Source organism: Paenibacillus sp. 10L310 (genome assembly GCF_056395745.1).
Map to the genome: position 1 here is coordinate 130,822 of NZ_JBFTKC010000002.1, position 25,336 is coordinate 156,157.

The window sequence follows — 25,336 nt, forward strand, 5'->3', positions numbered from 1 at the left end:
CAAATTTCAGTTAATCTAGCGCATTACAATTCAGCAGAAGGTGAGGTATTGCTTCATGTATGATATTTTACTTGTGGATTTCAGCCGTCGTTTGTGCGGAGAGTTGCAACAGATGTTGCTACGGAGCAAAGCTCAATATACTATCGCAAATTGTGTGTTCTCATCGGCCGAGGCTTTGACCGCATTGTCAGAACGAGACTTTTCCCTTGTTATGGTACATACAGAGAGGTTTGATACCGCGGGGCTCTGGTTATGCAATGACATTCGAAAAAAAAGTCAGATACCTATCCTCCTGATGGGTGGAAGAGATCACTTCAGGTTTGTACGCAAAGCCCTGACGTATCAGGTAAATGATTATCTCCCGTATCCTGTTAGTCCTTCTTCTTTACTTAACAGTCTGCATGGACTTAGATCCCACCTTGAAACCGACCCGGCACACAAAACGTCGTCGTTCTTCAAAACACCCGTTCAAATGAACGGTAAACCCATGCACTCCAGTCATGTTATTCGTATCGTCAAGGCCTATGTACGGGATCATCTGAGTGATGAAATCACGCTGAAGAAGATCTCTGACATGCTTCATTTTAACTGTGCGTACCTGGGACAGAAGTTCAAGCTGGAAGAGAAGATGTCTTTCAATGATTATATGCTCCAGCAACGAATGGAAAAGGCACAGCAGTTGTTGTCTTCCACGAATTTGCGAATATATGAGATTGCTATCGAGGTAGGCTATAAAGATATTGATTGGTTCTATAAAAAGTTCAAAGCGTATGCCGGATCGAGTCCCAATGCTTATAGAAGACAAAAAATCCACACGGCCTAAAGGTGGATTGCCGAATCGGTTTGTTTATCAATTAGATAATAACCACAAAAAAACGCAGGATATATTCTTCTTCCTGCGTTTTTTTGTGGTTGTTTGGATTTGGTCAATTCCAGAGTATTCACCATTAACGTACCAAAAGGGATTCCCGGTATTCTTGGGGAGTCATTCCCGTTATTTTCTTAAAAAGTCGGGTAAATGAATGGGCAGCCTCGTACCCCACTTGAAGTGCGACCTCACGTACCATAAGATTTGTGTTCTGAAGCAATTCTTTAGCTTTCCGTATCCGGCAGTCGTCAATGAACTCTGACACGTTTATTCCCATTTCCTGCTTAAAGAATCGCGACAGATAGGATGGATTAAAATGATGAAGTTCTGCCAGTCTCACCAGAGAAAGATCTTTCTCCAGATTCTCCTTGACGTAACTGCATAAGGAATGAATGACAACGTTAGCGCGTTCCTGTTCATTTGATCTTTTGTAGCGGACTAGTTCATCGGCAGCACGATATAGAAACTGTACTGCATCCTTCATGCATGTATACTCCCCTAAGTGCAGCAAGCTTCTTTGATCCGGGATCTTCTGTTGAAGACCCCAACGATTGATCGTTGAATGCAATAATAAGGCCAGATTGTAGTATGTCTCCATGGCACGTTCCATCGTAATATCCTGTTGCATCAGTTCTCCTGCAAGCTCCTCAAATATATCGTAAAATGGCTGAATTCGTCCTGTTTCCAAATATCCTGACATAATCTCGATCCGGTTTGAGATCCGCATGGATTCTTTGGGTACATCAGATGAGAGATCATTACGATGGTCCGTGAGTACCATGGATACACCATCCCCAATTTTCATCCACTGGAGTAATCTCAGACGTTCATATTGTTTGGTTAACTCGGACCAATTGCAACTGCGACTACTTAATGAAAAAGCAATGGATACGCCGAGTGAGACCATGCATGCTTCCTGTACCAGTTCCAGTGTACCTTCTAGAAATCGCACAAGTTTATCATTTGTCATCTCTTCCTCCTGCTTCGGCTGAAGCAGCCAGATCGTATCCCCATAATGGTCCGTTACACTTGCGCACACTGTACGTTCATTCATCAGAGAAGAGCCGATAATGCGCACAGATTCTTGGACTTGTGTGAGGTCCGAACCCTTTTCTGGCAGATTATTGAACCGACCCAGTATGAGATAAACAGGCGAGTTGATCTGTAATCTTATATCTCGTTTGGATAATTCGTCCTGCATATGCATAGTAGAATCTATAACCGCTGTACAGTCTTGAAGTAACTTCCGTAAATACTCTTTTTGCTGTATCAGTGCAAGCTGCGAATTAACTTTATGAGAATGTTCCAACAACTCAACCATGCTGTGACTTTGCCGGATCTCTTCCATCACATCTTCTACAACAGACATCACCTTGTCATAACCTTCCGTTTTGAGCAAATAACGCACATTAGCCATCTGAAAAGCTTGATATGCATAATCAAAATCGCTATGTCCTGTCAGAAAAATGACACGACAATTCGGCCAACTGGCTTGAATCCGCTCTGTCAGTTCCAACCCACTCATACCCGGCATACGGATGTCCGTTAGAACAATGTCAATTCTCGAACGTTGCATCCAGGACAATGCTTCTGTTGCAGAGTAGGCCTTACATACATCAAGCTGTTCGGGTATATGTCTGGCGAACGTTTCATAGAGACTATCCGTAATAATCTCCTCGTCATCTACAATCAAAAGTCGATACATTCGTTTTCCCCCTCTTTCCACTGGATTCGAATTGTGACTTTTAACCCTTGCAGTTCACTTCTGGATAGAAAAAGCCCACTTCCTTCTCCATACGTCAGGACCAGACGTCGATGAATATTTATTAACGCCGTCATTTCGTCTGTACCTCCGTCCTTATGCAAACGTTGTTGAAGAGTTTGAATGTGTTGCTCTTCCAACTCATTACCATTATCCTCTACGGTGATCTCGGCATATGAACCTTCCATATTAAACCCAATAATTAGAAGACCGGAGTCCGTATTCTTTTCAAGGCTGTGTTCGTAGGCATTCTCAATAATAGGTTGAATAATGAGTCTGGGAACTTTAATATGTTCCATCTCAGCAGGTAGTGACCCAAAATCAACTTTGATTCGTCTGGAGAATCGTAATTGTTGAATCTCTGTATAGATCCGTGAATGCTCAACTTCCACTTTCAACTTCACATGATCTGTTTCATTCCGCGTAATGAACCTGAAATACTCTCCGAGCATGTTGGTGAATTGCTCAATACGTTCGGTTTCTCCTGTCCTTGCCAGTGAATTCAGAATAAAGAAGCTATTGTACAGAAAATGAGGATTAATCTGCGATTGAAGCTGTTTCAACTCGGCCCGCTGCATCATCAATGTTTTCTTAAAATCTCGATCGATAAGGGATTGAAGATTTTCAATCATTAGATTGAAACGGGTGTAGAGGAAGCCGAATTCATCCTTTCGGTTATGCGCAATGGGGACATCAAGCATGCCTCCCTCCATTTTTTTGAATCTTTTCACCAACAACAGCAACGGGATATGAATCAACTTGTAACTTGAATAGAGATACGCCGTGATGGCAACAAATGATGTAATTGCAAACAGCCAAGCCCAATGATAGAACTTGCTAAGTGGCTTCGTAACAATTGCCTCGGGTAGATATGTAGCTACGGATAAGCCCAGGGAGTCCATATGCAACTGACTAACATGGTACATGGTGTCACCCACCTTCATCCGAAAGCCATCAAGTGTACCCTTTACACTGTGCTCACGGTAATTCGCGAGAATAACACTAGCTTGATGTTTATCTGTGATGGCATACCCCGTTTTGTCCTCAATCAGAAACGTTGAACTCTCAGGGTACAAATTAAGCCGTGTGAGTTCATTCTGAAAATGGTATGTATCCAGCTCCACCTGAATGACAAAAAGCGGGGGTTCTCCTCTCGTGCCTGTCAATCTGACAGCACTTAAGTTCAAGGCGTCCTCTTTCACCGTGAAACGTGTACCTTTTCCTTGCATGCCTGAACTGAAATATAGGTAAGAACTTTTATCGAAATCATCGATGCCTTGGATCGCGGATATACTCTTGCCAACAGAAGGGATATGTACATGAACGTTTTTGATATAAGCAGTGCTGTTCTTGAATGAAGCGAGTCGTTCAGTCAGGTAATTTAATGTATCACGCCGCTCAACCTGATCCATCATGTCCCAGAGAATGGCCAGACGATTGAGTTTTCGATCCTCAACGATATCAAACTGCTGTAATTCCATCCATTCTATCTCTCTGTTCAATTCCACCACATATTGGTTCAACCGTCTTTCCGTTGACAACGATATTTCCTGACTTGCATTGTCATAACTCCAATGATACAGATACACGCCAAGAAGAATAAGGGGGAGTACAAATACCAGATAGGTGATTATTAATCGCGCAAATATACTGTTAAACCATGATTTAGCAGGGATCTTGATCAATACATTCACCTCCAATGCCAAAGGCTGAGTGGGTTCCTTGTAAGAATAAAGTGAACATTAGCGCTCCTTTGGCTTGCTGGCGCGAAACCACGCGTTAACCTCCGATGTGATCTGATCTCCCCCCAGCTTGCGCCAGTTCTCAACGAATTGATCAAACTCATCTATCGACCTGCCTAGAATAATGTTCATATAGGCTTCAAGCTGAAGATCCCGAAGAATAATTTGTCGATCAACCATTGTATCCGTAATTCCGCCCGTGAATTGATCATAGAGAAGTTGGCCGTTCTTCTCGTAAGAATCTGCAATGCTAAAAGCACCCGAAGGCCCATAGGTTTGTTTCCAACCCCAGCCGCTCTCTACATCTTCCAATTCATAGGCCACAATGCGTTTGTGAATGGCGAGAGCTTCATTCTGCAGAGCCGAGAAGTCTCCTGTACTTCTGGCATCACGAATTTGTTTGTATGCATCTATATTTTTATTACCGGGAAAAGGAGTTACCGGTGAAAGCATCCACACAGCTCGGGAGTCGTCATTGTAGTATGTTTCATACTGTGCCTGATCCCCCCAGTTGATGTCCAGATGCAGATTCATGAGCTTTACAACAACTTCCGGATTAGAGAATCCCTTTTTTACAGCAAAGTATTGCCCAGTGTTGGAACGTAGCGGTACGAACAGGCTCCGGTACGACTTGGCAACAATGGGATATGCCTGCCATTCTACATCTATACCTGTATCTTTATCACGGGTGCTCTGAAGCATAAAGGATGTCCACTGTTCGCCGTAAAGCATCCCTATTTTTCCATCTTGAACTAGACGAAACGCCTTGTTTCCACTTTTATAACCAAAATCCGGATCAAGTTGGCCTTCACGATACAACGTTTGCAGTACTTTCAGAGCCTCCCGAACTTCAGGCTGTATACCTCCATAAGTGAGGTTTCCTTCTGCATCTTTAACCCATATATTAGGGTAGGCACCGTAGCCGGACATGAACCCTGCAGCTCCCATAACTGGATCCCATAGATGGTTCGTTAGCGCAAGTCCGTACGTATCATGCTCTCCGTTCCCGTCGGGGTCCTCCTCTGTAAACGCTTTCGAAACCTGGAGAAGCTCTTCTATCGTTTCAGGCGGCCGTAGCCCCAGTTGCTCCAACCAATCGCTTCTAATCCACAGGTACTGCGCTGTCTCAATGGAGGAAGATGATTCGGGAATAGCCATGAGTTTGCCATCAATGGTTGCCGCATCAAATGCTCCTCTTCCCTCCGCCTCCAATATACTCTTTGTAAGTGGGGAAGCATACTCTTGGTACACATGGGTTAAATCTTCGATCATTCCAGCGTTGCTCAGTTGTCTAAGTTGATATGGATTAACTTTCACCACATCTGGAAAACGTCCTGCAGCAAGGGATACACCCAACTTCTGATTGTATACATCTCCCTTAGCAGTCCAGTCATAGTGAATTTGAATACCTAGCTCTTTCTCGTACAAACGAGTCCAGCGATTATCCAGTATCGTCTCACCAGGTAACTGACTAATCATGCGCTCAAGGTCATCTCCCGTTTCCCTGACAAAAGAGACCACGATGGGAGGAGAATACCTCTCAAACGTAGCGGGAAGTTGAATCTGCTGCCCATCTTGCTGCGGATGATGTTGTTTGCTATTACCTTCGGTATGACCTGCTGGTATGGATACAGCAAGGAACAGAATGAAGGTCCATCTTGTTATGTCCAGACATCTCTTATACATGACGACATGCCCCCAGTTCGGTTTGAACAACTCTCTTCTCTCTGTCAACTTTAATCCATATCATTGTACAACAACTTGTACTCATTGAATACGAAAAGCCGCCATTGGGCGGCTTTTGCGTATCTTTATTGTTTCTCATCAGGATTGATCATGCGATATTCAAAATTCGAAAAGTCAGCTGTTCCTCCAGCTATCTCAGTTGAATATACAAACAACCCCGTTCGACAACCCATAAAATGATCCAGTTTATATATCATTTTGTGGACAATCCCTATATCTCTCCATTCAGTTCCATCGAAATAGGCAAAAGAGCACTCATCCAGATTGTTCTCAAAATTTCCGAATGCTTTTAGTTTAACTACTGGATCTGATACCGGGATACGTTCATGTTCAGTGGCTGGCTTCTGGTCGATCAGATTGCCAAATATGGTGGAATCCTCACTATCTCTGGCATGCATGACCAAGTAAAACTTACTATCCTGCTTCGTGAGAGCGATCATACCGTACGAACCGATCAGAAAGCACAACCCGGCATAATCCCCATCATTCAGACGACTGCCGTCAAGCGTAACTATTGCTTCGCAAGCGGGCCCCATTGAACGCTGGGTTAGTGTGTTTACCGCAAACGTCAGATTTGGGCTGATCTGTCCCGTTCGAACACGATACACCCCCGATTTCTCTGTAACGGACCAGAGTTCATGATTAGGTGTATGATTCCATTGCCAAAAATCACGGAGGCGGACGCTTCCATCTTCTTCGGGTTCATAATTGAAACTGTCGCTACCTACTAACGGGTTATAACGGTGCTCTGGTCTCGTGCTCGGGATATCAATCTGCTTCGGCGCTTTGTTTGCAAAGACCGGTATACCTTGATCAAAGTGTAGCGGAACCAAAACAGGAACCCGGCCAACAGCCCCATGATCCTGAAACAGCATTGCATACCAGTCTCCATCCGGCGTATCCACGATACCGCCCTGAGCAACACCTGAATTGAAATAATCCATATCGTCATTAAATACTTCTCCACCAGTGAAGACATCTTCCAGAGAATCTGCCATATAAAACGCCTGTGTTCTACGTCCGGAAGCTTTCGTGATATGAATCAGGAACACAATATATTTACCATTGATCTTGTAAAAATGTGCTCCTTCATAACCAAGGTGATGAGGTTGCTCGTCTTTTACAATCAAGCGATGCACTCCACCAGGTTTGGGCCCGGACAGATCAGAGCTTAATTCGGTCAGATAGATCTCGGTATTACCGTACACGAGATATGCTCGTTCATCATCGTCAAAAAATAAGGAGCAATCATGGTAAAACCCTTCCACGATCTGTTTCTTCCATACTCCCGAGATGGAGGTCGACGTATATAAGTATGTCTTACGGGTATCATTCGCAACAAAGATCACATAGAACATTCCTTGATGATAGCGGAGTGATGCAGCCCACATGCCTTTACTATAAACGTGATGACCATCCACCAGCCGTTGTGCAGGTGTATCGTCCAATGTGTCGTATACATATGTGGCTACTTCCCAATGGATCAGATCATATGAACGCAGGATGACACATCCCGGCATCATATGCATGGTTGTACTGACCATATAATATGTGTCATCTACACGAATAACATCAAGATCCGGGTAATCGGCCCAAATAATCGGATTCGGATACATGCTTTAATTACACCTCATTTTGTCTATTAAACTTCCATTCTCTTAAAAGGATGGTTGGGCTGTCTGTTGAACTTTTAAGCTTAATATACAAGTCTTGCACACCTTTCGCACCCGTAACATTAGTTGTTAGTTCCATCCATTGAAGAGATTCGGTTGCAGGTGGAACAATGATTTCTCCAATTAACAGTCCGTCTGTACGATCAAGTCGAAGTTCTAACGTACCTTCGGTTCCTTGATTCGCAATCGTGGCTGTGAAGGTTGTAGGTCCTTCACTTTCAAAGTCGACCTTGGATATAGCTATCCAGCTGTCATTATGCAGCTTAGCGGAGATCATATTCGAATCTGATGCAGACATCTCACCAGAGTCAAAATATTGCTCTGTTGATACTCCGCTACTCCATCCAATCGTCGAACCGCTTACCCGCCCATAGGGATCGAAGCACTTGATTTGATCTACGCCCTGATAATCGGCATGTACCTTCTTGATCTTACCCGTGGCCTCATCATGTTCGACTCGATTAAGATGTGTTGACCGGTAACCTTCTGGGATATTCATGGCTTGGCATAATGTCTGGGCATGATAGGCAATGTACCACTGATCCGATAGTTGAAATATAGCATGGTGATTGTTGCCGCCAATATTAAAAAAGTGTCCAGGATTCTGGAGTAACGTACCCTGATATGTCCATGGCCCCATTGGCTGAACACTGGTCATATATGCAATCTCACCAGGTGGTGGGCTGCCATCTGGCCGATCACCCTCAATAAAATTGGAACAATACGTAAAGTAGTAACTATTATTATATTTATGTATCCCTGAATCTTCAAACATATAAGGCGCCTGAATAACCTTCGCTTTGCCAACAACGCTGATCATATCGTCTCCCAATCGCATAACTCTTGCCGTATCCGGTCTTTCTGCTTTCCCCTGTGGAATACCACCACCGAAATAGATGTAGGCCTGCTGATCATCATCTACAATGACAGCCGGATCAAATAGCCAGGTTACTTCCTCCACTCCCGGAGTCTCTCTTGTAATAAGTGCCTGTCCTATAGGATCTATCCATGGACCTACAGGTGTGGGTGCAGACAGTACACCTATTCCACTGGCATTGTTGGCGAAATAAAGAAAGAAACAGTCCTTGCCCTCCAAGTTTCGATGAGCAGCTGCCGGGGCCCAGGATTGCGAAGCCCATGTTGCTGCGCCTTGCGGTCCAGCAACTCTGATCTCCCCGTGATCGGTCCAGTTGATTAAGTCATCCGAAGAAATGACCGTAATCCGGTTGATTGAACTGTAGCTGTTTTTCTGAGGAAGACCGTCCTTATCATATTCCAGCTTATCACTAGTCATATATAAGTAGACTCGATTGTTAAATACCAAAGCATAGGGATCCGCTCCGAATTTGTGGGCCACCAGAGGGTTACCGTTGGGACGAAGCTTTCCAATCTCCCCTGGAATACTCTCCAGATTGGCAACTTGATCTTGCTTTTGCTCACCAGCTTGTGGTGTGGAATGATGATTCATCAAAAGAATCCCCCTATAATCGTTTTTAGTTGTGTTTTTTTACGAGAAAGCGTTTGCAATACAAAAGGTAACATGATAGGATGATTACATTTTAAGGTAAGCTGAGTACAATTTCATTGCGTTAACCGCTCTATTTATTGCGTGAAATGACGGGAGGTACTTCATGAATGGATCCTCTGAGTGTTTTTATGATCCCATCCAGCCTGAGCTCTTATATCTACACAGCGTAACGACGTATAAGCTGGAAACGATCTATCATCGCCATAATGCATACGAGATCTACCTGTTTCTTCGTGGTAACGTTCACTTTTATGTAGAAAATCGATGTTACCATGTACAGCCTGGCGATCTGCTTGTGATGTCACCCGAGGAGATGCACCGAGCCTTTATTCTGGATGAATCTGAGTATGAGCGAATTACAATCAATCTCAAAAAAACATATCTGTTTCAGCTTTCCACACCATCAACCAATCTATCGTCATGTTTTGATCATCGCCCCAAAGGAACAGGCAACATCGTACATTTAGACGACGATAACTTGAAGCGGATGCTGCAATGTACAAACGAACTGGAAGGATTGCTTGCTTCCGATGCGTATGGCACCGATATCAAAATAAATGCAGCCGTAGCCCAATTGTTGGTCATGATTAACGTCTGGTTTCATAACAATTCCTTTGTTCCCAATGACATTATGCCTGAACTAGTTCGTGAAACCATGGATTATATTGAAACACATCTAAATCAAGACATTACCCTTCGCAAACTTGCCGAAGTGTTCTACATGAACAGTACTTATATCAGCCGCCAGTTCAAGAAGCATACTGGATTAACCATCCGTTCCTACATTTTGGGTCGTCGTATTGAACGGGCCAAATTCCACCTGTCAGAAGGAATGAGTATTACGGATGCATGCTTTCAATCGGGCTTTAGTGACTATGCCAATTTTATTCGCAGTTTTACCAAAATGGTTGGCATCTCCCCCGGTAGATATATCAAACAAAGACGTGATGCAATGGAAGCTTTGCCAAAATAATGACAAGCTCATTCAATGTAAACTAAAAAACATCAAGCCATCCTTCATGGCTTGATGTTTTTTAGTTCTTGATATACTTCGGATCTGCAAACAACTCATTATTATTATACGCCAGTTAATTGATCTCTTTACCCGTCCACAATCGAACGCGATCTTTAATCCACTCCGTATACTGCTGTTCCATGGCTACTGCACCTGCATTATCAAGTTCGGTAATCATATTGTCGTATATGCCTTCAAAGGCACTCGGAGAGGATGTAATCGCTTCGGCGATCCGTTTCTGAATAATATCCTGCGTTTTCTGATACACAACGTTATAATCCCCGCTATCCGAAGGAATCGGCATATTGTAAGCAGCACCCCACTCTTTCACCGGAAACTCCTTTTCGGAAGGGAACAAGTCCTTCCATGTGGTGATGCCATAGCCTTTCAAAGCTTCTTTTTCCTCATCGGAATAACTTTGCTGAATCTGTTCAGGATAATTCGTTGTATAGTAGTTATCCGTTGAATCTTTGACGCCATCCCCGTAATGAGCACCAAAAATGTAATACAAGCCTACTCCGGTTTCTTTGGTGAATGTGTTATTGTCTTTGTTTTTACGTTCCTGTACATCGGCTGGGATGGTGCGAACACCGTCTTCCACGTTATATTGCTCGCCTTCAACGCCCCAGTTTCTCAATACTTGCCCTTCTTCAGAAGACATCCAGTCCAAAAATTTAATAGCCCGGACAGGATCTTCACAATCTACAGTTATGCCAATGCCATAACCGTCAAAGCCAATATTCTGGAAATCTTTACGCTGAAAGTTGTCATCTAGCGTGACCGGATAGAATCCGTAGGTCATGTCGTCTTTCCCTGCACTTTTCAAAGCATTTTCCGCATCACTGAATCCCCAGCTTGGATCAAGCAAGGATAACACGCGACCACTGGCGATTTTGGACTTATACTGGTCATCCTTCTGAACAAAACTGTCCTTATCCAGCAAGCCTTCATTGTACATCTTGTTCAACCACCGGAAATATTCCTTCTCCTCGGGACGTTTGTAATGCAGAACGGCTTCGTAGGTGTCCGGATTGATGAAATATTCACCATCTCCAGGTCCTCCAGTAGACATGACAGCGGGATCAGTAACAGTGATCATTCGCCGCCATCCATCTGCACTAAGCGTCAGCGGAATTGTGGGTTGGCCATCATCTGTGGTCGGATGTTTCTCGTAATATTCACGTAGCACATTTTCGAAATCGTTTAAGGTTTTGATCTCAGGATACCCGAGTTCCTTGACTACACGATGTTGAATGGCAGTACCATTCGTCGCATCAAAGCTGACCTGATCGATCGCACCATTCGTTGGAATCCAATAGATTGAAGGATCGTCATTGCTGTATTTCAACCGATTGAAGTGCTCACCGTAGATCTTTTTCAAGTTGGGGGCGTGTTCTTCGATCAGATCCGTCAGATCAATCATTGCCCCGGCATCAACGAGTCTGGTCAAGTTACCTTTGGGGAAAATCAAATCCGGATAATCACCGCTTGCAGCCATCAAGGAAATACGGTCGTTTCCGCCTCCGCTCGAAATATCGAATTCAGCATCAATGCTTACACCGGTTTCTTCCGTAATTTTTTTCCCTACCGCATCCTGCATTTTGTTCCAGTTGGGACTTGCATCTGCGCCGAAGAAGGTAAATGTGATCGGGCTGTTGGTGTCACTCGTATTTGATTCGGAATTCTCTCCAGCATTTCCGCAACCGGCGGAAACTAACACAACACTTGTTACGAGACATGCTCCTAGCACTTTTGATACGGCTCTCATTATTTTTCTGCCCCCTAAATGATGTTAGTCGTAATAACCAATCCAGACATTACGATGGTTCACTTTGAGATAGTATACGCTTACATATTCAACCGTTAGTAAACGACTACAACCCTGCCTACCCTATTCCATGTTTAAAGTATAAGGAAGTCTAATAACCCCAACCTTGATTATTAAGCCATGAAAATAGCATGATCTAGACATGAGTCTCAGTAAAAATGTGAAGACCAAAAAAGCGATGGTTGCCCATCGCCTCATAAAACCAAACCTACTTTTCAATAATATAGTTCTAACGTAAATCCTTGGATTTCTGCTTCAACTTCCCGCAACAATTCCATGACTTGATCAGCGTATTCTCCAAGAATTTCTTTACTTTTCTCGAAGCCAATCCATTGAAAAGTAAGCGGCATGCTTACAGCCCCAGTTAAGACATCCCATAGTGCGTCCAAATTGCCTCCATAACTTTCGTCTAACTCAAGCTGGTTCTGCAAAATTTGATGAAGCTCTTCCTTGCTGTGAAAGTCGTTTCCGTTAATCTGAATGATGCTCATATCATTTCCTCCGTTTATTTTAACTGTTCAAATGACTTGTAATGATCTGTCGTCTGGTAGATTAGACCGTCATTCGAGTATAGAATTCGGTCGCTTCCGCGCCGTCCTCCTGAGTAATTTATATCGGCTTCGTACCAAATCCGGCCTTTTTTGTTGGGGAGTAATCCTTCCCGGTTCCTGAACACGTCGCCGCCGATGCTTTTGCCTGGAGCGACTTCTCGCAGGTTACCTTCGCTTGGTTCCCATCCCAGATCTCTGGCCTCTTTCTTGGTAATGTAATTTGGTGGGAGTTCATTGTGTTCCGAGATATAATTGGCAACCTCATCAAATCCCATATCCTCCGAAACTTGAGGTGATCCGAGATCACGCAAAGACTCTGACGTACAACCTGAGAACAATAATGAAGCGAGGATGATCACTAACGTGTAAGCAAATTTTCTGAAAAACATAATCTTTTCTCCTTTTGATGTTCTTGCTCTTGCTGTCTTCTGTTTTGGTGCTATTTCGATGACAATGCTTCTAATGTTAACGATTTGCAGTAATTAAAGCAATTATTTAAACCAATCAATGAGACAAATCCAATCGGTAAAAGCAGCTAAGCCTGCTCTGCTCCATTGATGCATATGCGTATCATTCAACAAAAAAAGCCGCTAAAATAGCGACTTTAATCGTACCACGATCATTACCATTCAACACATTCATTTAATAGTTTAATTTAATGTATCCATCCAGTTCTCTAGGGCTACAACAACCTCTTCCAACTGCTTATCTTCCGTAATGGCAGGCTGATTATCTCCTTTTTGCATGCCGTATGAGCCAAATTGACCGTGATTTCCACCCTCAATACTCACATATGTCGTGTCTTCCGGAAGATTTGCTTTGGAGTTCTCCCAGTCTTCCCAGTTAAGCACTCCGTCATCCGAGCCTGTAATCTGTAAGATAGACAAGTCCGTATTCTTTACGCTCCCTCCTTCATCTGCATAAGAAGCCAAGAAAAAGACACCTTCCAACTTCTCATTGTGCTCCGTAGCATACCGTGATGCAAATGACCCTCCCAACGAATGGCCACCAATAACAAACGCTTCGTCAGGATGTTCCTCGATAAAGGAATCAGCCTTGTTCTGACCGAAAATCGCCAAGTTTATTGGCATGTTCGCGATATATACGCGGTGACCCTGTTCTGCCATTTCTCTGGCAAGTGGAGAATAACTTTCAGGTTCAACCAGACCACCTGGATAAAAAATAATATTCGGTTTGGTTATCTCTGTACCCACGGGTTCGAATCGGTAACCGTCCTTAATCTTGGCGACAATAACCTGAGCATCACTTGTCATCGCCGTTTCAGCTCGCTCAGTCGGACTATACGTAACCGAATTGAGATATACGTAAACCCCGGCCACGATGATAACAATGGACAAGATGGTCCACATAATTATTTTCTTCCATTTGTTAGTACGTTGTGCTGTTTTCAACCTTATAACCACCTTAATATGAGGATAATGATATGCCTTTTTTAACTCTTCATAATTATACTTACCGGTAAGTATAATTACAAGATGATTTTGCTTACTATCGTTATTTGTCATAAAATATTCATGGAGGGAAGTCCAATGACAGAAAAATCACCCAAACGATTGCCTGGAAGACCCAAACATGGCAACGACGATATCTCAATTCAGCAAACCATTATTCAAACTGCTTCACAGTTATTCATGGAGTATGGCTACGAAACAGTCACGCTTCAGCAGATTGGCAAAACATGTAGCGTATCAAAACCAACCATTTATTATCATTTCACCAGCAAACCAGAGCTTTTTAATGTTGCCTTTACAACGATGTTACACAATGTGAGCCGTTTAACCTCGCATATCCTTGATCAGGCCGAGAATCTGGAGTCGGGACTTGTGCGATTGGCAGAGGCCAGACTGGGCAATCCACATGCGGAGATTGAAACCATGCTCAGAGAAGCTGAGCCTTTTCTTGAACCAGCTCAAATTCAGGATATACGCAACGCGGAGCATCAGATTCATGAAGTGTTAGCCTCCCATTTCCAACGGGCAATGGATGAAAACAGACTGCGAACGGACGATCCATTTTTCCTCGCAGAGACTTTCTCGACATTGATGTTAATGGGTAACCGGGAAGATAACCTGCATAAATATGGTTCCAATCTTTCATTGGGCCAAAAGCTAGTAGATATTTTCATTCGCGGAGCGCAGTAAAAATTCAGGGCAACAAGGAGAGCTGACATGAATATCCCTAGAGGAACCTATGGGTTTCGATTCGCGGAAGACAAGGAGCTCCAACTGTGTGTACTGTATGCGGCTGGATGTGATTCAATAACCGATCCTTCTTATCATTGGGATGGACTCGAACGTTCGGACGGGCCTCTCCTGTTATTCCAATATACAATCTCGGGTGAAGGTGTATTTGAGTCGAATAATCGCATCCATCATGTTACCGCAGGACAAGCTTTTTTGGCAGAAATTCCAGGGCTACATCGCTATTACTACCATTCAGCATCAAAAGAGCCTTGGGAGTTTCTGTTCCTGCTGTTCAGACCCACTCTTATTCTGCCCCATTGGAGAAAATTTCTTCGTGAAGCGGGAGAAGTTCCCTATCTTCCCGCTGATTGTACACCCATCCGACTGTTGCGGATGATCGTGACTGATGCGGCAACAGGCAGAATAACTGATCCTCTGATCGCATCATCCAGCGTATATCAGTTCATGACAGAATTAACGCGATTACAGAGAACAACATTGCGCAACAGGGAGAATTGGTCTGAAAACATTCAAATAGCCGTTGAATACATAGAAAACAACTACTCCAAGATGATCAGTATCGATCACCTAGCGGAGCATATTTCCCTTTCCAAATATCACTTTATACGTCGCTTTTCCTCCAGTACGGGCTTGACGCCTGGTTCTTATCTAACCCGTGTACGTACCGAGAAAGCAATGGAACTGCTACGCGGAACTTCTCTTAGCATTGAAGTCATCGCCGAGCAAGTCGGGTATTCCAGCGGAAGTTATTTTATCAAAGCCTTTCGCAGCATAACAGGCGTTACGCCAGGTGAATTTCGTAGTGGCGGAGAAAGCCTTGTGTACCGTAAATTGTTCTTCGACTAACCGCAATATTTTGCTATTCGACACTCAACATTACTGTAGATATTAATAAAATCCTTTATTATGATGAATTGAGCAAGAGCAATAATTAATCCATAAAGGAGCATTCCCATGAATCATACACTTGCAGCATCAACTCCACCGCTTGGCTGGAACAGCTGGGATTGTTACGGCGCAGCCGTTACGGAAGACGAAATTCGTGGCAACGCCGAGTACATGGCAGAACATCTTAAAGACTTCGGCTGGAGCTATATTACGGTCGACATTCAATGGTACGAGCCTTTGGCCAATTCTTCGCAATATCGTCCGTTCGTTCCACTCATCATGGATGAATATTCGCGACTTATGCCTGCCGAGAATCGGTTTCCCTCCGCTGCAGGTGGACAGGGATTCAAGCCATTAGCCGACTACGTTCATAGTCTGGGGCTGCAATTCGGCATTCACATCATGCGTGGTATTCCACGTCAAGCTGCACATGCGGCTACTCCGATTCTGGGAACAACCGCCACTGCGCGCGATATTGCTCATCCTAACTCCATCTGTCCGTGGAATACAGATATGTATGGTGTTGATAGCTCAAAAGAAGGCGCACAAGCCTACTACGATTCGCTTTTTGAACTGTATGCACAATGGGGCGTTGACTTGGTGAAGGTTGACGATATTGCTGCTTCAAGGCTCTATGACACCCATCAGCCTGAGATCGAAATGATATCCAAAGCGATTGAGCGCTCCGGTCGGCCCATGGTACTAAGTCTCTCTCCTGGCCCTGCTCCAGTAGAATACTCAGAATTCTTGGCTGATCATGCCAACATGTGGCGTGTCACGGACGACTTCTGGGACCTCTGGCCATTGTTATTGGATATGTTCGACCGCTGCCGGACGTGGCAGAGCGTTCCCAAAGCAGGCTGCTGGCCAGACTGTGATATGTTGCCTTTGGGTCATATCGGTATCCGTTCTGTAGACGGTGGTGGAGCAGATCGCTGGACTCGGTTCACACCTGACGAGCAGTTGACGATGATGTCACTGTGGAGCATCTTCCGTTCCCCGCTCATCTTTGGTGGTGAACTGCGAGATAACGATGACTGGACACTATCCCTGCTAACTAATCGTGAGGTTCTGCGAATGCATCGCGAGAGTTACGGAGCCAGAGAAGCCTTACGCAAAGAAGATCTTATTGTGTGGACTGCCCAGCATACGGATGGTTCCTCTTACGTCGCTGTGTTCAACATCGGCGAGAATGCTCTACCTGTGGATCTGTCCATTGATGAGGTCGGACTGTCCGGCATTACCGAAGGTACCGAATTGTGGAGTCAAGAAGCAGCTCAATTAACAGAGAATTCCTTAGTTACTACTGTACCTGTGCACGGTGTGCGTCTCTATCGGTTTTCCTAAGCTTGCAAAAGAAAAAGAGAGGTCTATCGTTCATTAGACAGACCTCTCTCTCATTTCATCAGTATGTATCCATGGCTTGAACGGCCAGATGAAATGCTTTAATTCTTCTTTCTAGAAGAGTCTTTTGTGGGCTACCTTCTTTGGAATTGGCATACATGCTCTCTAGAGATGGGAACAATCCCATCAAGACAAGACGAGCTTCTGCGATATCTTCCTCCGTGTAGGGATGAGATTTCTGATTCCATACCTTTTCCAACAGTGCTAGGCCGATGTATAAAGCTTGGAGACGTTTCTGTAACAATGTTGTGTTATTCCTTTTCTGAGTCATATTCACTAAGGCATTTTCCGATTTGCGGATGGTTGATTGAAAGGCTTTAATGGATTGCAGTTGATCTTCTTGTGACACGTTTTCCATGGAGTATAGACCTCACTTTCTTGGCTTAGTTTGTTCGGTCTTTCTATTAAATCACCTCATAAATATAACAAAAAAAGCCGCTAAAATAGCGACTTTCAATGTATTCATTCTCGATTCAGTGCTAGAGTACCTTTTCCAAAAAGCTGATCGTCCGTTCATTCTTCGGATTTCCAAATATCTCTTCAGGAGTGCCCTGCTCGACAATATAACCACCGTCCATGAAGATCACACGATCAGCTACTTCACGAGCAAAACCCATCTCATGGGTAACAATCATCATCGTCATGCCTTCGCTCGCGAGGTCCTTCATAACACCGAGAACTTCTCCTACCATCTCAGGGTCAAGCGCCGACGTCGGTTCATCAAATAACATAACATCCGGATTCATAGCAAGCGCACGAGCGATAGCTACACGTTGTTTTTGTCCACCTGACAGTTGTGTTGGGAAGCTCTCTGCTTTATCAGACAGACCCACACGCTCAAGTAATTTGAGTGCTGTATCACGAGCCTGCTGTGCATTTAATATCCCGAGTTCTCTGGGCGCAAACATGATGTTTTTAAGCACACTAAAATGAGGGAACAAGTTAAAATGTTGAAATACCATTCCAATATTTTCGCGAGCTTTGTTCAGGTTGGTTTTAGGGTCATTCAGATCCTGATCATCCACAATAACCCGGCCTGCCGTAATCACATCTAATTGGTTAATGCAGCGCAAGAAGGTACTTTTTCCCGAACCGGAAGGCCCGATGACACAGACAACTTCTCCTTCATTGACCGCCACATCAATTCCCTTGAGGACCTGATTCGAGCCGAAACTTTTCTTCAAACCTTCAACTTTTATTTTAGCCACGACGAATCTTCACCTCCAGATAATCAGCAATTTTGGTCAATGTGATGATGACAATCAGGTACATAACCGCAACCGTTAACCAAATGTCAAAAGAGGAGAACGTTCTTGCAATAACAATTTTACCCGATTGTGTCAACTCTACGAGACCAATAACGGATAAGATTGACGTATCCTTCAACGTGATAACCATCTGGTTAATGAAGGACGGAATCATAACCCGCACTGCCTGTGGAATAACGATCTTTATCATCGCTTTGCGATAAGGAATGCCCAATGAACGGGCAGCTTCCATCTGACCACGATCAATCGATTGAATCCCGCCTCGGATAATCTCGGTTACGTACGCCCCTGCATTCAGACTAAGTGTCAGAATAGCCGCCAGGAACAATGGCATCGTGAAGCCCATCGCCTGTGGAATCCCAAAATAGATAAAGAATGCCAGGACAATCAGCGGAATACCGCGGAAGATATCCACAAATACGGTGGCAACAACACGCAGGAATTTGTTCTGTCCAACCTTCATGAATCCGAAAATCAGACCGATGATAAACGCGAAGAACAGGGACACAATCGTATATAAGAGTGTTTTCCCCAGACCTTTCAAAAGTGAGGGAAGGGATTTCTGAATTAGCTCCCAACGCCCCAGATTTGCGACTTGGGCGTTCTCTCCAACATATTCTTCGATAATGCGCTTGTACTCACCATTAGCTTTGATATTTACAAGACCCGCATTGAACATCTCCAGAAGTTCCTGATTTTTACCCTTACTTACCGCAAATCCGTAGGAAGCCCCGTCCTCTTTGTCGGTAACAATTTTCAATCCGTTATTTTGTTTTACCCCATATCTTAGAACGGGTTCATCTTCAAAACAGGCCACCGAATTACCAGTCATTACATCATCATACATTTGATATGATTCGTCGAATGGAACAATCGTAAACCCATACTTTGAGGCGATGGATTCAGCAAAGCTGTACCCTTCTGTTCCCGTTTTTACAGCGACCTTTTTACCACGAAGATCTTCGTAACTTTTAACGGTATCATTATTTGCGCTAATTCCCATAACTACGCCTGAATCATAATATGGCTCTGAGAAATCAAATTTTGCTTTTCTTTCATCCGTAATACTCATCCCTGCGATTACACCATCGACCTGATTGGCCTCAAGTGCCTGTACAGCCGCGTTAAATCCCAGGGATTTGATTTGATACTTGAAATTTTGATCTTTGGCGATGGCATCTAGCAAATCTATATCGATTCCTACATAATTACCATTCTCATCTTCATATTCAAATGGAGCGAATACGATATCGGTTCCGATAACATAGGTTTTACCGGAATCGGATGCTGCAGCGGCATTCCCCGCCCATCCTGAAAGACTGCTCATCAGGAGCAGCATCAGTGAAAGTATAAAAAATGAGATCTTCGTTGTTTTCATGTGTCCTCCCCGTCTCGGCGTTGTCCGAATAATCATTATTTTCTTTAGAATCGGTATTACGGTTATGCTTTTTGTCGATCTTCTGCCCATTTGATTGTTATTATTTACTGTATATTAACAATCAATGCTTTGCCTTTCCACTTGCAACATTTTCCTCCATCATTTTTTTCCAATAATTAAATGTCTCTTATACTTACCCCTTAGGTAAGCTTTACGAAACCCAATATTACATTTTGAATTAATTAGCGTTGCATAAAATTATCAATCACAAAATATATAAATTGTTCGATAATTGCTGTTAAAAAATAAGACTTTACTCCATAAAAAATCTCCCTGATTAGGGGATCAGGTAATTCTGTCCAAATTCTTAACTATAGGAGATCTCGCATCGGCAAGGATACACTTTTTTCGTCATTTGGTAAATGGACAGCTTCCTTAAATCAAAGAATAATTTTCCATTCGACACTTCAATGTGGTGACGATATATATGTCAAGAAGCTTAGCTCCTTAGCCTATCTTCTCATTTTTATTGATGCTCAGCTTCGGGGTTTACGATATATTGTGACCAATATTCAGCATCATAAAAGTTCCACAGTGAACTTAGAATTGATTCCATAAGCACCTCCTAGCTTTCCCGGAAAATAACAAGGTTTCGCTAGAACTGCTTCAGCAATTGTTCAGTGATCGATCTCGTCAGTCAGATCTTGAAGCAGAGTTGCTGGATTTTTCTCAGATCGAGAATGTAAAACTGTTCGATCCACAACGGTGAGCCTTAGTTTAAGCAAATAGAAGTGGCCGGAGTAACGAAAAAAAAGATGCATTTACGTTTTGCCTTTTGTGATCCAGTTGCCTTCAATCCAGAGACGCCGTCCTGGTTTCAGCCAAACCGGTCGATCGTACAGAAATGGATTCGTTTAACGATGAAACGCATGTAACCTACCTCTTCGATCGCGGATATTTAGAATACGCCAAGTACAGTCAATACAGCCTGGGTTTCATTTTCTATGTTGCCTTCCTCAAGGATAACGCCATCATCGATTCTTTGGGTGTGTTTTAAATGCTAGAATCATCACTTATGACAAGAGACCACATAGTGAAACTTGGTTAAGGAAAGAAGCAGATCACGATGGTGTTTAGACTCATTCAAACGACAGATTTAACTGGAAAAGCTGTTCGTATTCTAACCAATCGCTTCGACTTGACGGAGGAAGAAACAGGGCCTTTATCGTAACCGTTGAAAGCTCGAGACATTTTACGTTGGATCAAGCAGAACGGTTCTATAGTGAACAAGAACATGCGGTCTGAAATCAAGTTTGAATTTGCTTAAATGCTTGTGCCCTACAAAATGGAGTTCGTCAACTCAAGTCACTACGGGAAATCGAACGATTTCTCAAGGTCATGAGGTTTCGATAATGGGTTACAATAAAATACCAAATTAAGTTAATTACTTGCTCTTAAGAACCTGTTGTTTTACTCGTTTCGGGCATCAAAATAATATTAATAATTTATTATATGAAGTTTATGCAACATACTGTTTTTGAATCTAAAAAGTACATATGTAGTTTTAAAATGGGCCCAACGCCAAAATTAGCGATTGAAACTTTTATCGCCTACACGATACTGGTTACAAATCAAAATACCCGCACGGTAACAGCGACAATTAATGACCCTATATATAATTATAAAAATGGTGAGCAGGGAGTTATCCTTGCTCACCATAATAACTAAGGCGTTATTCTTCCTTGAATCAATGTATTTAGATCAAGATTAAACAAAAGGTTGGTGTTGTGATCATACCATCTGGATTGCGTTTTAACTCCCATTTCCATAAGTAACCCACCTACAAGAACTTCATCCACATTTGGAAATGGCTGTCTCATATAAGTCTTGCCCAAGGTAATTTTCTCAATAACATGAATGAGTGCGTCTCTTTCCATTACTGCACGACCATTAATCCCTGGTCCAGTTTGAATCAATTCACCACCATATTGATTACCATAAAAAACTTTAGAGCTATCGTATTTGTTTCCTTTATCATATCTATAATAAACTTTATCTAAACCTACAAAAGTTTGCAGACCTTTTGTAACTTCATGATAAAATGTGGTAACCGTAACTTTTATCAATTGATTTGCGTCAGAAACGTTACCTCCCATTTGGCGATTAACTGCAGCTAAAGTGACATCAGTTCGGTACTGTGATAGAGTATCGTTTGTTTCGAAGTTTATTGAATCTTGATAATGCTGAGTTGTACTTTCTATTATTTTATAATCATAGTCTTCTGAAACAGTAGATTGAATTCCGAATTTCATTGGTGATGCAGAGACTTCAGCTTCAATTTTTAGGTTGCCATCTCCACTTTCCTTTTTTGGTTTGAAATCTTGAATAATTTCATATCCTTCTGGCACTGGTAGTTTATCTGGAATCGATTGTACTTCAGAAGTTGAAGCAAATGCTCCAGTAACTGAACTGAAAAAAATAAGTGTTGTCAAAGAAAAACTGAAGAGTATTTTACTTTTTCTCATTGTTGTCCTCCTAGAATTTGGATTTTTATTCCCATCTTTATGGTAACACAATTATAAATGGGTTAATATAGTAAAAATTTATTAATTAAATTAATTGTAATAAGGGATTTCATAAAAGAAATTATAATTCAGCACTTTTGTCCTACTACTTTTTCCTTAGTAACTTGTGCTGGAAATGAAACAGTTAGTAATGAAATAGGAAGCACTGGAATCTTGCACTTCAGAAATCTACAGGATATGTTTACTCTCACGTGTAAAGGTGACTGGACGGTCATAAGGTCTTGTCTAAAAATTGGACTCAACAAAATAAAATTTGCTGTTAAAAAACAAAAAAAGGAAATAGAAGAATATAAATAAAACAAAAGATCTACACATCCTGTAATGTTGTAAATCCTACATTCGACCACATGAAAAGGATATGTCAGATGCCCACCAGTATATCAATAAACTACACGGATTATCAGAGATACAACTTCATAAGGTTCTCTCACTGACAGAACAGCTGTGAAGCGGGACGGCCGCAATGAGTACTCGCCAAATTTTCAGATGGCTAAGCTTGGGTTTATCATAAGTTGTCAGTATGGGAGGGGATCGCGCACCTGGCCGTGAGAAGCGCCTTGACAATGCAAAATTGGGAAGACGAGATCATTAATTATCACCGTTGCCGCTGGACCAATGTTACGGTCGAAGGGCATCATAATTGTATTAAAGCCTAGATCGTTTAGCCTGTTAAAGTTTCAACCGCTAGTTTTGAAGTTGATTTTTAAACGTATAGTTTGCACTGTTTGACATCTATTAATTTGCTCTGGTTGTCAATACAATCTCGAACTTCGAACCAGCTTCACCCGCGAATACAATAGTTCCGTTCTCAGGCAATACAATTTCGTTTTGTCCACTGACCACTGTATGATTAATGCCTATGCCAGCTTGGTTATATACAGCAAATCCGTTGTTTGCAGACATCTTGACCGTCATTTCTTTACCTGCTGCTGATGCTGGAATCGAATACCATGTGGCATGACCATTCGCCTGAATCGTTGTCTTTGATTGTTTTCCCGCATAGATCGGTTTGATGATGTCTTGAGCAGCATAAACGTTGCCTCCAGCTGTAACATATTCCACGCCATTTTCCTCATAGAAATTAAACTCCATCGTGTCACGGCCCGCTAATCCAGGAATTTGCAATTGGTTCACAGCTTGGTTAGCTCCAACGATTTTATTCGTATAGACATAACCCGGTAGCTCATTAAAAGTATGAATGGGAATCATCGGCATCGCTGCGTTGTACAGTGTTGATGTGTATTTTTCATTGACTAACACATACGCTTTGCCTTCCCGTTTCTGCCATGCGGCCTTTACTTCTTCCGACAATTCATTGGTTTCAAGCTTTTCTGCCTTATATTCAGAGGAAGCAACTTGCCCAAGCCCAGGAACAGACTGATACGAGCGAGACCACAAATATGTGTTCCCATTGACTTCCTGAACGAACTTCAGCTTTTCCGTAGCCGCATCATTAACAAATGAGCCATCAGGGGTGTACGTATAGGTCTGAGCAGGATTGTTAGGAGACGACAGATTAGATAACGTTAATTGCCCATCATCTTTTACGTCCAGCTTCATTAACATGTTTGCCCCACCAGCGTACATGCCTGTATGCTGTGAAAGTTCTGTTGGCATAGTTGTTTTCACAGGTGCATCATGCGACTTCTCCGGCTTACGATCTGGAATGATATTCTTCTCCTCAAGCGCGCCAAGCAACAGCTCAGTTGCCAGCAATTGATCCGTTGAGCTATGACCACCCGAAGAGGTTACGGCAGCAGCCATATTATATTCCGGTAACACAATCAAGGAGGAATGATAGGTTATTGTATTGCCACCTTTGCTTACTGCCTGGATGCCGTAATCATTAAAAGGAAACAGGTTCACGCTGTCCCAGCCTAGGCCGTAACCAATGGACGAATCGCCTTCTTCTGGCCACATGCCTCTCTTGTATTCTTCTTGCTCCATGGCCTCTACGGATTCCACCGAAAGAACACCTTCAACCTCACCTGTAAAGATTTTCGAGAACTGAACCAGATCTTCAGCGGTGGAATAGATGCCTCCCGAGGCAATCATATTTGTAGTCTCTAATGGGAGTTGCTCCTCATCCGAAGGGGCATATGTTGCTGCCATCTGGCTGAAGTCCACAATATCCTGCGGTGTTTTGGTATGCTCCATACCAAGGGGTTCAGTTATGTACCGGTGCATGAAAGTTGTGAAGTCCATGCCGCTGACCCACTCAACCAGAATTTCAGCTAATGTAAAACCGTCATTACTATACACCGAGTATGCGCCAGGATCGGCCTTCAGATGTTGCGTCGCCAATTGTTCCAGTAACGTATCATGTGCATAGGTATCATTATCTCCAAACAGTATTGCACTGTTACTTGACGTTCCTAGAAGTCCGGATGAATGATTCAGTAACATGCGTGGTGTAATCTGTTGGTAACGCTTGTCTTTCATTTTAAAGTCCGCAATATACTTCACGACAGGCTCATCAAGATCGATCTTGCCCTGGTCCACTAGCTTCATTACGGCGGTTGTGAGCATCATTTTGCTGGTTGAACCAATGCCATACATGGTATCTGAAGAAAGCTGGATGTTGTTTTTCAGGTCGCTTTTGCCTGTCTGACCGGAGATCACAATCTCACCCTCATCCATCAGTGCGTACTGCACACTTGTCGTAGCGTATGATTCAGTGAGTACCTTGGCCTTTGCACTTACTGCCTTTTTAGTTAGATCATACGTAGAGCTACTACCGTTACTGGTAGCGGGTGTGGCCATGGCCGACATTGGGGACATCATTGCAAACACCAAAGTTATGGCGGCGATAGACGTTCGTTTCTTTCGTGTCAATCTCATCTTCTCCTGTCTAGTCTATGGATTAGGAATCTCT

Annotated in this window: 19 protein-coding genes and 1 pseudogene; 6 read left to right on the forward strand and 14 right to left on the reverse strand. The window is 43.1% G+C overall.

The window, feature by feature from the left end:
• Positions 1 to 55 precede the first annotated feature (55 nt).
• Entirely contained in the window at positions 56 to 823 is a 768-nt protein-coding gene (locus AC1DE7_RS06170) for a helix-turn-helix domain-containing protein (protein WP_047842955.1), read from the forward strand.
• A 124-nt stretch (positions 824 to 947) separates the two neighbouring features.
• Here the strand turns inward: AC1DE7_RS06170 and AC1DE7_RS06175 are convergent, their stop codons facing one another.
• From AC1DE7_RS06175 to AC1DE7_RS06195, 5 genes are all read right to left on the reverse strand, one after another.
• On the reverse strand, positions 948 to 2,573 hold the full coding sequence (locus AC1DE7_RS06175; RefSeq protein WP_127548518.1) for a response regulator: 1,626 nt from the start codon (positions 2,571 to 2,573) through the stop codon (positions 948 to 950).
• Positions 2,558 to 4,324, reverse strand: coding sequence for a sensor histidine kinase (locus AC1DE7_RS06180; protein WP_390925370.1), 1,767 nt, complete (start codon positions 4,322 to 4,324; stop codon positions 2,558 to 2,560). Before AC1DE7_RS06180 ends, AC1DE7_RS06175 begins: the two co-directional genes overlap by 16 nt.
• Positions 4,325 to 4,372: 48 nt before the next feature.
• Positions 4,373 to 6,058: an extracellular solute-binding protein gene (locus AC1DE7_RS06185; RefSeq protein ID WP_315371793.1), complete on the reverse strand. Its 1,686-nt coding sequence runs from the start codon at positions 6,056 to 6,058 to the stop codon at positions 4,373 to 4,375.
• Positions 6,059 to 6,183: 125 nt separating this feature from the next.
• A complete protein-coding gene (locus AC1DE7_RS06190) occupies positions 6,184 to 7,734 on the reverse strand; it encodes a glycoside hydrolase family 43 protein (protein ID WP_339286882.1) in 1,551 nt (516 codons plus the stop codon).
• A 7-nt stretch (positions 7,735 to 7,741) separates the two neighbouring features.
• On the reverse strand, positions 7,742 to 9,259 hold the full coding sequence (locus AC1DE7_RS06195) for a glycoside hydrolase family 43 protein (protein WP_339286880.1): 1,518 nt from the start codon (positions 9,257 to 9,259) through the stop codon (positions 7,742 to 7,744).
• A 163-nt stretch (positions 9,260 to 9,422) separates the two neighbouring features.
• Between AC1DE7_RS06195 and AC1DE7_RS06200 the strand changes: the two genes are divergently transcribed.
• Complete coding sequence (locus AC1DE7_RS06200; protein ID WP_339286879.1) at positions 9,423 to 10,292, forward strand: AraC family transcriptional regulator; 870 nt, start codon at positions 9,423 to 9,425, stop codon at positions 10,290 to 10,292.
• Positions 10,293 to 10,407: 115 nt separating this feature from the next.
• Here the strand turns inward: AC1DE7_RS06200 and AC1DE7_RS06205 are convergent, their stop codons facing one another.
• The 4 genes from AC1DE7_RS06205 to AC1DE7_RS06220 form a co-directional block, all read right to left on the reverse strand.
• Positions 10,408 to 12,102, reverse strand: a complete 1,695-nt coding sequence (locus AC1DE7_RS06205; protein ID WP_339286877.1) for an ABC transporter substrate-binding protein — start codon at positions 12,100 to 12,102, stop codon at positions 10,408 to 10,410.
• Positions 12,103 to 12,377: 275 nt separating this feature from the next.
• Positions 12,378 to 12,653, reverse strand: a complete 276-nt coding sequence (locus AC1DE7_RS06210; RefSeq protein ID WP_076327603.1) for a barstar family protein — start codon at positions 12,651 to 12,653, stop codon at positions 12,378 to 12,380.
• A gap of 14 nt (positions 12,654 to 12,667) precedes the next feature.
• Positions 12,668 to 13,102 carry a ribonuclease domain-containing protein gene (locus AC1DE7_RS06215; RefSeq protein WP_477533942.1) on the reverse strand — a complete coding sequence of 145 codons (435 nt, stop codon included), beginning with the start codon at positions 13,100 to 13,102 and terminating at the stop codon, positions 12,668 to 12,670.
• Positions 13,103 to 13,363: 261 nt separating this feature from the next.
• Positions 13,364 to 14,125 carry an alpha/beta hydrolase gene (locus AC1DE7_RS06220; protein WP_282321443.1) on the reverse strand — a complete coding sequence of 254 codons (762 nt, stop codon included), beginning with the start codon at positions 14,123 to 14,125 and terminating at the stop codon, positions 13,364 to 13,366.
• Positions 14,126 to 14,263: 138 nt separating this feature from the next.
• Here AC1DE7_RS06220 and AC1DE7_RS06225 point away from each other — a divergent pair, with 138 nt between their 5' ends.
• The 3 genes from AC1DE7_RS06225 (at position 14,264) to AC1DE7_RS06235 (ending at position 17,173) form a co-directional block, all read left to right on the forward strand.
• Complete coding sequence (locus AC1DE7_RS06225; RefSeq protein WP_339286871.1) at positions 14,264 to 14,875, forward strand: TetR/AcrR family transcriptional regulator; 612 nt, start codon at positions 14,264 to 14,266, stop codon at positions 14,873 to 14,875.
• Positions 14,876 to 14,902: 27 nt separating this feature from the next.
• The gene (locus AC1DE7_RS06230) at positions 14,903 to 15,784 is read left to right on the forward strand and encodes an AraC family transcriptional regulator (protein WP_339286869.1); all 882 of its coding nucleotides are present in this window, start codon (positions 14,903 to 14,905) and stop codon (positions 15,782 to 15,784) included.
• A gap of 108 nt (positions 15,785 to 15,892) precedes the next feature.
• Positions 15,893 to 17,173, forward strand: coding sequence for a glycoside hydrolase family 27 protein (locus AC1DE7_RS06235; RefSeq protein WP_036615947.1), 1,281 nt, complete (start codon positions 15,893 to 15,895; stop codon positions 17,171 to 17,173).
• Positions 17,174 to 17,231: 58 nt separating this feature from the next.
• Here the strand turns inward: AC1DE7_RS06235 and AC1DE7_RS06240 are convergent, their stop codons facing one another.
• The 4 genes from AC1DE7_RS06240 to AC1DE7_RS06255 form a co-directional block, all read right to left on the reverse strand.
• A complete protein-coding gene (locus AC1DE7_RS06240) occupies positions 17,232 to 17,588 on the reverse strand; it encodes a hypothetical protein (RefSeq protein ID WP_101313750.1) in 357 nt (118 codons plus the stop codon).
• A gap of 121 nt (positions 17,589 to 17,709) precedes the next feature.
• The gene (locus AC1DE7_RS06245) at positions 17,710 to 18,438 is read right to left on the reverse strand and encodes an amino acid ABC transporter ATP-binding protein (RefSeq protein ID WP_036615952.1); all 729 of its coding nucleotides are present in this window, start codon (positions 18,436 to 18,438) and stop codon (positions 17,710 to 17,712) included.
• Entirely contained in the window at positions 18,431 to 19,876 is a 1,446-nt protein-coding gene (locus AC1DE7_RS06250; RefSeq protein WP_127548498.1) for an amino acid ABC transporter substrate-binding protein/permease, read from the reverse strand. The genes AC1DE7_RS06245 and AC1DE7_RS06250 overlap by 8 nt, the downstream gene beginning before the upstream one ends.
• A 1,724-nt stretch (positions 19,877 to 21,600) precedes the next feature.
• Positions 21,601 to 22,401 carry a hypothetical protein gene (locus tag AC1DE7_RS06255; protein WP_127548496.1) on the reverse strand — a complete coding sequence of 267 codons (801 nt, stop codon included), beginning with the start codon at positions 22,399 to 22,401 and terminating at the stop codon, positions 21,601 to 21,603.
• 531 nt (positions 22,402 to 22,932) lie between these two features.
• Between AC1DE7_RS06255 and AC1DE7_RS06260 the strand changes: the two are divergent.
• Positions 22,933 to 23,114 (forward strand): annotated as a pseudogene (locus AC1DE7_RS06260) (ISL3 family transposase); the annotation flags it as partial.
• A gap of 82 nt (positions 23,115 to 23,196) precedes the next feature.
• Here AC1DE7_RS06260 and AC1DE7_RS06265 read toward each other — a convergent pair.
• Positions 23,197 to 25,302: a serine hydrolase domain-containing protein gene (locus AC1DE7_RS06265; protein ID WP_477533943.1), complete on the reverse strand. Its 2,106-nt coding sequence runs from the start codon at positions 25,300 to 25,302 to the stop codon at positions 23,197 to 23,199.
• Positions 25,303 to 25,336: the final 34 nt, after the last annotated feature.